Source organism: [Ruminococcus] torques ATCC 27756, assembly GCF_000153925.1.
GTDB classification, from domain to species: domain Bacteria; phylum Bacillota; class Clostridia; order Lachnospirales; family Lachnospiraceae; genus Mediterraneibacter; species Mediterraneibacter torques.
Map to the genome: position 1 here is coordinate 78,618 of NZ_DS264382.1, position 9,935 is coordinate 88,552.

Below are 9,935 nucleotides of genomic sequence, written 5' to 3' on the forward strand. Positions count from 1 at the left end.
GATGAAAAGGAAGCTTTCAAAAGCAGGCGGGAAAGCGTTATCTGTCGCACTTGCGATGGCGACTGTTGTATCGGCAGCTCCTTTCTCTGTAGCGGCCGAGGATAACGTTGCTTTGGCACAGACACAGGAAACGGAGGGAAATGCTTTGCGTTTGTGGTATGATGAAGAGGCGCCCAATTCGTATACGGGGTGGGAGCAGTGGGCTCTTCCGCTTGGAAACAGCGCGATTGGAGCCAGTGTGTTTGGCGGTGTTCAGACAGAGCGAATTCAGTTGAATGAAAAGTCGCTTTGGTCCGGCGGTCCTTCAGACAGCCGACCGGAATATAACGGCGGTAATATTGAATCAAAAGGTCAGAACGGCAAGGTTATGGCACAACTGAAAGAGAAACTGAAAAGCGGACAAGGGTTTGACAGTAATCTTGCAGGACAGCTTATTGGAGTCAGTGATGACGCCGGAGTACAGGGATACGGATATTATTTAAGTTATGGCAATATGTATCTGGATTTTAAAAATGTTACAAAGAATAACGTTTCGGGATATTCGCGCGATCTGGATCTTCGCACGGCGGTAGCCGGAGTGAATTATGATCTCAACGGAGCGCACTATACAAGAGAAAACTTCGTAAGCTATCCTGACAACGTTCTTGTAACACGTCTGACTGCAACAGACGGCGGAACGCTTGATTTTGACGTTCGTGTAGAACCGGATGAGGAAAAAGGCGGAAGTCAAAACAAACCGGAAGCAGATTCTTACGCGAGAACATTTGACAAAAAAGTATCCGACAATGCAATCGCGATCGACGGACAGCTTACAGATAACCAGTTGAAGTTCAGTTCTTATACGAAGGTAATCAAAGATGACGGAACGGCGGGGCAGATCAAAGACGACTCGAAAAACGGTAAGATCACGGTAAGCGGCGCGAAAGCGATTACGATCATTACTTCCATCGGAACGGATTATAAAAACGATTATCCGAAATACCGTACAGGCGAGACAAAAGAACAGCTCGCTGCTTTGGTAAAAGGATATGTATCCGGAGCTGAGGCGAAAGTAAAAGCCGGCGGATATGAGACGTTAAAAGAAGATCATGTAAATGATTACGATCATATTTTCGGAAGATTAGATCTTAACATCGGACAGGCAGTGTCTGACAAGACAACGGATAAGCTGTTGGAGGCATATAAAAAAGGAACGGCTTCCGAAACAGAAAAACGTTATCTGGAATTGATGCTCTTCCAGTACGGACGTTATCTGACGATGGGATCATCGAGAGAGACTCCTGTGAACGAAGACGGAACGAAGAATGAAAGAAGAGCAACTCTTCCGTCGAACTTGCAGGGAATCTGGGTCGGAGCGAATAACTCCGCATGGCATTCGGACTATCATATGAATGTCAATCTGCAGATGAACTACTGGCCGACATATACGACGAATATGGCGGAATGCGCAGAACCGCTGATCGACTATGTAGATTCGCTCAGAGAGCCGGGACGTATTACGGCGAAGATTTACGCAGGAGTTGAAAGTACGGAAGCAAATCCTGAAAACGGATTTATGGCGCATACACAGAACAACCCGTACGGATGGACGAACCCGGGCTGGGTATTCGACTGGGGATGGTCTCCGGCAGGCGTTCCGTGGATTCTTCAGAACTGTTGGGAATATTATGAGTTTACGGGAGATACAGAGTACATGCAGACTCATATTTACCCGATGATGAAAGAAGAAGCGACGCTGTACGATCAGATGCTGATGAGAGATTCAGAAGGTAAGCTTGTGTCTGTTCCGAGTTATTCACCGGAGCACGGACCGAGAACTGCAGGTAATACATATGAGCATTCGTTGATCTGGCAGTTATATGAAGATACGATCACAGCGGCAGAGACTTTGGGAGTTGACGAAGCGAAAGTCGCACAGTGGAAACAGAATCAGGCTGACTTAAAAGGACCGATTGAGATCGGTGACAGCGGACAGATCAAAGAGTGGTATAACGAGACAACATTAAATACAGATGAGAATGGTCAGAAGATGGGAGAAGGATATGGTCATCGTCATATTTCCCATATGCTCGGATTATATCCGGGAGACTTGATCGCTCAGAATGACGAGTGGCTGGCGGCAGCGAAAGTATCGATGCAGAACAGAACAGATGTGACGACAGGATGGGCGATGGCTCAGCGTGTCGCAACATGGGCGAGACTTGCAGAGGGCGATAAGGCTTATGATGTATTGTCTAAGATGATCACAAACAATAAGATTATGACAAACCTGTGGGATACACATGCTCCGTTCCAGATCGACGGAAACTTCGGTTACACAGCGGCAGTTGCGGAAATGCTTGTTCAGAGCAACATGGGTCACATCGACCTGATGCCTGCAGTTCCGAAAGCATGGGGAACAGGTAATGTGAAAGGTCTGCTTGCCCGCGGTAATTTTGCGGTTGATATGGCATGGGCAGACAACAAACTGACAGAAGCTTCGATCCACTCTAATAACGGCGGAGAAGCGGTTGTTCAGTACGCAAATCTTTCACTTGCAACTGTAAAAGACAGTGACGGAAACCTCGTTGAGATCACACCGGTGACTTCAGATCGTATTTCCTTCAATACAGAAGCAGGAAAGACATATACGATCACTGCTATCCCTGATAATACATTAGCTGCAGCTCCTACAGGTCTTAAGGTAACGAAGATCAAAGACGGAGAGACAGTTCTTACATGGGATGCGGTCAAAGCCAGAACAGAAGTATCTTATAATGTATACCGTCAGATTGAAGGCGGCGAGTGGGTACAGGTTCAGACAGAACTGAAAGCGACAGAATGGACAGACACAGACGCTTGGGATGTGCTCGGAACATTGAAGTACAAAGTTACGGCTGTGATCGACGGAAAAGAAAGCGAGTTCAGTTCGGAAGCAACGGTAGATGACTGCCGTAACATGATCGGCATGATCGACGATCAGGACGAACGTATCAAATATACAGGAAGCTGGGGCAACTGGATCAGCCAGGAAGGAAACTACGGCGGTTCAGTGAAATACTTAGAAGACCCGACAGGAACAGAGACAGCGGAACTTACATTCTGCGGAACGGGTATCGAAGTATTCTCCTGTACACAAAACGACAGAGGTAAAGTTGAAATCTCTATCGACGGAGAAGTATGGGCAACAGCAGATACTTATTCGGCAACTCAAAAAAGACAGGCAAAAATATTCTCTACAGAAGAGCATAAAGATAAGACGCTTGAATACGGAATCCATACGGTTAAAGTTCGGGCGATGGGCGAGAAAAATGCATCTGCAAGCAGAGATAAAGTAGAGCTTGACGCGTTTAATGTATTGAATACAGAAGCGGCGCGGGTTGAAAAAGTAGAGGTAACGTCTGCAAGCGGAATGACGACGGTGAGCAAAGCCGGATCGACGCTTCAGATGAAAGCGGCAGTAACTCCTGCAGAGGCGATCAATAAAGGTGTTACGTGGTCTGTTACAACAAAATCAGGCAGCGCGGCAGCTACGATCGATGAAAACGGTCTTCTGTCAGCAGGAACAGCAAACGGTGTTGTGACAGTAAAAGCGACATCGAAAGAAAATGCCGAAATCTCAGGCACATGCGAGATTACAGTTGCAATCCCGGATGTGACAGCGCAGTCAGAGATCATCGAGGACTGCTCGGATGATAAGAACTCCAAGAATCCGAAGATCACATGGAGTGAAACAGGCTGGAGTAATCCGTACACAGGAGAAGCTGATAAGCATCACGGCGGAACTAAGACGGAGACAAGTACAGAAGGAGCATGGTTCAGCTATACATTTACAGGAACAGGCATTAAGTTCTATGCTCAGAAAAATAATACGCAAGGCAAATTTACTGTAGAACTGGACGGAAAGGCAGAAAGCGACGCAGTTCTTTGGGAAGAAAAATCCGGCGGATCACCGCAGCAGTGCGTATTTGAAAAGACAGATCTGGAAAATACAGAACATACAATCAAGTTTACAGCGGCAACAGATCATGGAAACATTAACGTAAACATTGATTATCTTGAAGTATTCACTCCGGCAGCGGCTTCTGTTGATAAATCGGCGCTTCAGGCTGCGATTGAAAAATACAGCGGTTTGAATAAAGACGATTACGCAGAAAATCTGTGGAACGAGTTTAAGACAGCATACGACAATGCCGTTAAGGGAATGAATGACGACAAGACGACAAAAGAGCAGGCTGATAAGCTTGCAGCAGACTTGAACGCAGCAGGTGCAAAACTTGAAGCGGCAGAAATTCCGGCTCCGACGATTCCGGAAGATGCAAAAGCAACTGTAATGGGAGTTACAAGTACAGAAGCAACTGTTTCATGGACGAAACTTCCAAGGGCAGAGTCTTATAAAGTATATGCTGTAGAACATGAAGGAACAGCAAAAGCGCTGAAAGCAATTACAGATACTGTTCCGGATAATGCAGGAGAACCTGTGACAACAACAGAGACAACGGTGCGGTTTACGAATCTGAAACCGGGTACATCTTATGTATTTATGATCGTAGGAGTAAACCATAATAAAGTAGAGTCGGAAAAAGCTCTTTGCAGCGAGCCGTTCACGACAGTGGCGGCGGCAGATGAAAAAGCTCCGGCACAGGTAAGTGGAATCAGCGTAGTAAAAGAAGGTGAAAAAGATGTGAAGATCACATGGGCTCCGTCAGAAGATCCGGAAGGAAGCGAAGTTACATATATTGTATATGTAGACGGCGTGATCGTATCTGAAAGCGATAAGACAGAATATACATTGAAAAACGCGGATGAAAGCAAAGGCTACAGTATCCGTATCGTAGCTGTAGATGCATCAGGAAACAAAGCTGTACCTGCAGTAATTAACCTGACGGTAGACGACTGGAATGCAAAGACAGTTGTAGGCGTAGAGAAACCTGCCGATCTTAAAGTGAAGAAAGGAACTGCTGCTGATAAACTGGATCTTCCAAAAACAGTAAATGTTACACTGGAAGGCGGTCGTGTTGCAGATGTACTTGAAGTAAAATGGACGACAGATAATTACAAAGCAGATCAGATCGGAACACAGACGCTGTCAGGAGAACTTCAGAAGAAGAAAGGCGTTAAGATTCCTGATAAGTTTAAGACAGTAACGATCAATGTAATTGTAGAAGAGAGCGAAGTAAATCCGCCGCAGCCGGAAGACAAAGTAGTTACAAAAGTAGAAGAACTTACTGATCTTACGGTTGAGTTCGGAACTTCAGTTGAGAAACTTGCTCTTCCGACAGAAGTAAAAGTAACATTAGATAACGAGACAGAAGACAAACTGTCAGTAGAGTGGAACACAGATGCGTATAAAGCAGACGAAGCGGGAACGTACGAACTGACAGGAACACTTCAGGCAAAAGAAGGAATTAAACTTCCTGACAACTTCAAGACAGTAACGATCAACGTAACTGTAGAAGAAAAAGGCGGAGAAGTAGACCCGCCGCAGCCGGAAGACAAAGTGGTTATAGCAGTAGAAAAACTTGCTGACCTTACTGTGAAATTCGGAACTCCGGCAGAGAAACTTGCCCTTCCGAAAGAAGTGAAAGTGACACTTGATAACAAGGCGAAAGATAAACTGTCAATCGTATGGAACACAGATGTGTATAAAGCAGACAAAGCAGGAACATATAAACTGACAGGAACACTTCAGACAAAAGAAGGAATCACAATTCCGGAAGAATTCAGGAAAGTAACGGTCAACGTGACTGTTGAAGAGAAAGGAAAAGTTCCTCCGACATCCGGCAAAGAGGAAGGAAAGAACAATTCCGGTGCGGTACAGACAGGCGACGATAAGAACGTATGGCTTCCGATCGCGGGTCTTGTGGCTGCAATCGCCGTTGTGGCGGCAGTTCTTATTATCAAAAATAAAAAGAAAAAATAAGAACAAAAATAAGAATAAAGTTTTCATAATATAATATTGTGAGGCGATATAAAAGAACCGATTCTCTTTTGGGAATCGGTTCTTTTGAAGTTGTAAAAAGAGAGTAAAGAGAAAAATTGGAAAACAGGAGAAAAAACTTGACAAATATTGTATAGAATATTAACATGAACAATGTTCATATTAAAAAAACTGAAAAGGGAAAGCGGGAAAGGAGAATAGAATAAAGAGGACGGTGATAAGAGTTGAGCAGAGCGGTTACGTCGGAAGAAGAAATATTGAAAGTAAGCTGTGGGATTGTGGCAAAAAAAGGAATTGCCGCAGTAAATATGAGAACCGTTGCATCTGAATGCGGAATTGCACTAGGTTCTTTGTATAATTATTTTTCTTCAAAATCAGAACTTTTGTCTGCTACAATAGAGGCAGTGTGGAAAGATATATTTCAAATGGGAAAAACTTTAGAAAAATGCGAGAATATTGTGGAATACTTAAACCTGTTGTTTGAAGGTGTTGAAAATAGCCGAAGCCGTTATCCGAAATTTTTTTCCATGCATGCATTGGGGTTTACGGCAGGAGAAAGACAAGAAGGAAAAAAGGCGATGGAAGTATATTTTCTGAGGTTAAAAAATCAAATGGCACATTTTTTGGAAAATGATGAAAAAATACGTCAAGGGATATTTACAGAAAATCTGACTGCCGAAATTTTTACGGACTATATATTTACCTTGTTTTTATCAATATTACTGGAAAAACAAAATGAAAAAGAGTCCTTTTTGGAATTTGTAAAAAATTATTTGTATTAAGAGAAAGAGTTGATGTGGAACGGAGATGGGTTATGAAGATAAAGAAACAGAATCTTTTGCTTTTGGCAAGTCTTGTCTGGATGATCGCAGGATTTAACGTTTTGAGGATCGGGATTGAAACTTATGCTGAATATCAGACTGTAATAAATTATATCGTGACAATTATCGTGTTTCTTCTCTTTTGGTTCATGGTATTTTATAAGTTGACAAATAAACATACAATAAGAATTCAAGGATATGAAGAAGAAAAGCAACTGTTTTATAAATTTTTTGATTTGAAATCATTTTTAATTATGGCGTTTATGATAAGTTTCGGGATTATTATTCGTTCATTCCATTTACTGCCGGAGCGGTTTATAGCTGTATTTTACACAGGATTGGGAGCGGCACTTTTCATGGCAGGCGTTTTATTTGGAAGAAATTATATACAGGCTTACAGGAAGAAAGCATAAGTAAACGAAAAAGCATAGAGAAAGTATAGAGGAAGTATAGAGAAAGTATAGATGCATAAAAGATGAGGAGTAAAAACTAAGGAGAAGATACATATGAAAAGAATTATAAATACAGCGATTGTTTATTTTATATTTGCAATGGCGGGAGGCGTATTTTATCGGGAATTTACAAAATGGAACGGATATACAGAGCCGACTACATTAGGAGTGCTGCATGTTCATCTGTTGGTGATGGGAACATTGTTATTTCTTATAACGGCTCTTTTCGCAAAAGTAACAATGTTGGCGGAAAATCTTTTGTTTAAGAAATTTTTTGTTCTCTATAATATCGCATTGCCTGCCATGGTGGTGATGATGCTTATTCGCGGAATTGTGCAGGTTCTCGGAATAGAGCTTGGAAAAATGGGGAATGGGATGCTGTCCGGTCTGGCAGGATTGTCTCATATCGGAATGATGATTGCATTTTTCTTACTGCTGTTTGCGATAAAAAGGGAATTGATACGAAAACAATAGGAATAATGATTTTTAGAGTTATAGTGAATTGTCTAAGAACTATCCACAGACGAGATGAACAGTTCTATAAACAGCGAAAACCCGCTAACCTTCCGGCTAACGGGTTTCGTTGTTTTTATAGTTATCTAAAGGAATGAGAGTAAAGTGCGACATCCCGGTTATCCGGGATGTCTTTACTTTATGAGGGGGGAGATAGTTGTTTTATCAACTATCTGTTGAACAGTATATCTTCAAAATGTGTCTAAAGTATGTTTAATGTCTAAAAGAAAACGAAAAAAAGTTATGAAATTCTTAAATTTAGATAGTTAAAGAAACCGCGCTTTATTGAAAAGAAAAGATAAAAAAATCTATCGGTACTGAAAGTTATTGAGAAATTAGAAGTGTATTTCCCGCATAAATTAAGTTGGGATCAGAAATACCGTTCAAGGCAGAAAGAGAAGCGACGGTCGTTCCGAATCTTTCGGCAATTTCGCTTAATGTGTCTCCCGGCTGAATGGTGTAATAAACCGAAGCAGAATTCCCGCCTTGTGGAATGCGGAGTGTATTTCCGGCGTAAATAAGATTGGGATCGGAAATACCGTTCAGAGCGGAAAGAGAAGAGACGGTTGTTCCGAATCTTTCGGCAATTTCACTTAATGTATCACCGGGTTGAATCGTATAAGTGATATATGTCGGAGCGGAGGGAGGAGCGGGCGGCGGAGCAGTTTCAGACAGGTGATTAAGTCCTGCCCGGCGGATGATGCCGGGATAATCGATGTAGCCGATATCAAGGTCTACATTTCCGCCGATACCGGGAACACTTCCTTCGTTTGTATACTGCCACATACCGCAGTCTGTTCCGTCGAAGGAAGACGCATAGCGGGCGTACCAGAATGCATATCGTTTTGCAAGATCATTTCCGAGATAATTGTCTAAAAAACTGCGGTTTGTGTAAAACATCGCATAGTAGCCCCCTGCTTCAATACGATTGCAGAAAGAAGAAACGAGTTGTTTTGCAAGAGCCGGAGTGATAGTGACACCTTCTCCGAGAGCATAAGCGGCGGACGCCTGTTCAATATCATAGCAGACAGGATAATCAATTCTATAATTACGAATGGTGCGCAGACAGCCGTCGGCTTCCTGAATAGCCGTTTCAGGACTGACAGCATAGCAGAACCAGTAAACTCCGATCGGAAGACCGATTCTGTTGCATTCAGAAGCATTTCTCTGAAATTGTTTGTCAATCGTATTGAATCCATAACCTGCACGAATCATAGCAAACTGATAGCCTGCGTTTTTAACCCGTTCCCAGTTGATTTCTCCTTGAAATTCGCTGACATCAAGTCCTTTTATATTCATAATGCCTCCATAAATAATATATTGATGTAAATATTTTAGTTTCTTTTGTGAAAAACAAATTAAATACTGAAAAAGTAAGCGCGTATAGAGGGGCATTACGGCTCGTTTTTTCTATGATTATTGTATGTATTGCCGAAGAAAATGTGTGTGCGCCCCCTGATTTTTGCAATAAAATGTATAAAATAGATAAATAAAAGAAGCAGAGGTAAATATTCATTTATATGTAGGTTTGTCAAACATATGTTACACCCCGATCAATAAATTCCCTCAGAACAGTTTGTGGTGATTTCCACCCCAGAGGTCTCATGGGAAACTGGTTATAATCCCTACGGTTATAGGTTTGAAGCTGCTTGGAAAAATCCTCAAAGGAATAGAAAGTATGCGAGGTATAAAAACGTTCATTATCCTTGCGGTGGCTGCGTTCCACTTTTCCGTTATGACGTGGTGTAAAGGGTCGGATCAGTTTATGTTGGATGCCAAGTTCTTTTAAAGTCCGTTGGAATAAAGTCAATGTTTCTTTGCCGGAAGTGGAAAAGCGCTTTGTAAACTCCACGCCGTTGTCTGTCTGAACGCATTCGATTGGCATAGGAAAGCGTTGGATCAGATGCTTGAGGAACTGTGCGGATGAATAGGTGCTGTGTTCTTCAAAAGCTTCCACATACCGCCAGCGGGAGTACTCATCAATGGCGGTATACTGATAGAATTTCTTTCCTTTCGCATTATTGACAAGACAACATGCAGGAACGAATTTCACATCGACCTGGATACGCTGTCCGGGATATTTCATCTGCTCATAAGGCTTCGGAATATATTTGGGATTCGGAAGTTTTTGAGCCAAGATTCCCTGTTTCTTCAGAAAACGATACAATCCTGGGATGGAACGTTTATAACCGCGCTGCTTAAGTTTGACCCAAAAGACAACCAGACCAG

At 42.6% G+C, this 9,935-nt stretch carries 6 protein-coding genes; 4 read left to right on the forward strand and 2 right to left on the reverse strand.

The annotated features are described in order from the left end of the window. The first annotated feature begins 1 nt into the window (after position 1). The 4 genes from RUMTOR_RS11975 to RUMTOR_RS11995 all read left to right on the forward strand — a co-directional run bounded on the left by RUMTOR_RS11975 (position 2) and on the right by RUMTOR_RS11995 (position 7,667). Positions 2-5,902, forward strand: coding sequence for a glycosyl hydrolase family 95 catalytic domain-containing protein (locus tag RUMTOR_RS11975; RefSeq protein WP_004848305.1), 5,901 nt, complete (start codon positions 2-4; stop codon positions 5,900-5,902). A gap of 242 nt (positions 5,903-6,144) precedes the next feature. After that, on the forward strand, positions 6,145-6,702 hold the full coding sequence (locus tag RUMTOR_RS11985) for a TetR/AcrR family transcriptional regulator (protein ID WP_009242907.1): 558 nt from the start codon (positions 6,145-6,147) through the stop codon (positions 6,700-6,702). A gap of 32 nt (positions 6,703-6,734) precedes the next feature. Beyond that, entirely contained in the window at positions 6,735-7,154 is a 420-nt protein-coding gene (locus tag RUMTOR_RS11990; protein WP_004848311.1) for a hypothetical protein, read from the forward strand. Positions 7,155-7,247: 93 nt separating this feature from the next. Further along, the gene (locus RUMTOR_RS11995; protein ID WP_004848314.1) at positions 7,248-7,667 is read left to right on the forward strand and encodes a DUF2871 domain-containing protein; all 420 of its coding nucleotides are present in this window, start codon (positions 7,248-7,250) and stop codon (positions 7,665-7,667) included. Between the two features lie 363 nt (positions 7,668-8,030). Here RUMTOR_RS11995 and RUMTOR_RS12000 read toward each other — a convergent pair whose 3' ends face one another. After that, positions 8,031-9,005 (reverse strand): LysM peptidoglycan-binding domain-containing protein, encoded by a 975-nt coding sequence (locus tag RUMTOR_RS12000; RefSeq protein ID WP_009242906.1) that lies wholly within the window; start codon positions 9,003-9,005, stop codon positions 8,031-8,033. Positions 9,006-9,237: 232 nt separating this feature from the next. Then, a partial coding sequence (locus RUMTOR_RS12005) for an IS481 family transposase (RefSeq protein WP_004848321.1) occupies positions 9,238-9,935 on the reverse strand: 698 nt, incomplete at its 5' end.

What these genes read in the sequence shown, in the direction of transcription:
- RUMTOR_RS11975 (WP_004848305.1), top strand. Translation starts at nt 2, where the DNA reads ATGAAAAGGAAGCTTTCAAAAGCAGGCGGGAAAGCGTTATCTGTCGCA.
- RUMTOR_RS11990 (WP_004848311.1), top strand. Translation starts at nt 6,735, where the DNA reads ATGAAGATAAAGAAACAGAATCTTTTGCTTTTGGCAAGTCTTGTCTGG.
- RUMTOR_RS11995 (WP_004848314.1), top strand. Translation starts at nt 7,248, where the DNA reads ATGAAAAGAATTATAAATACAGCGATTGTTTATTTTATATTTGCAATG.
- RUMTOR_RS12000 (WP_009242906.1), bottom strand. Translation starts at nt 9,005, where the DNA reads ATGAATATAAAAGGACTTGATGTCAGCGAATTTCAAGGAGAAATCAAC.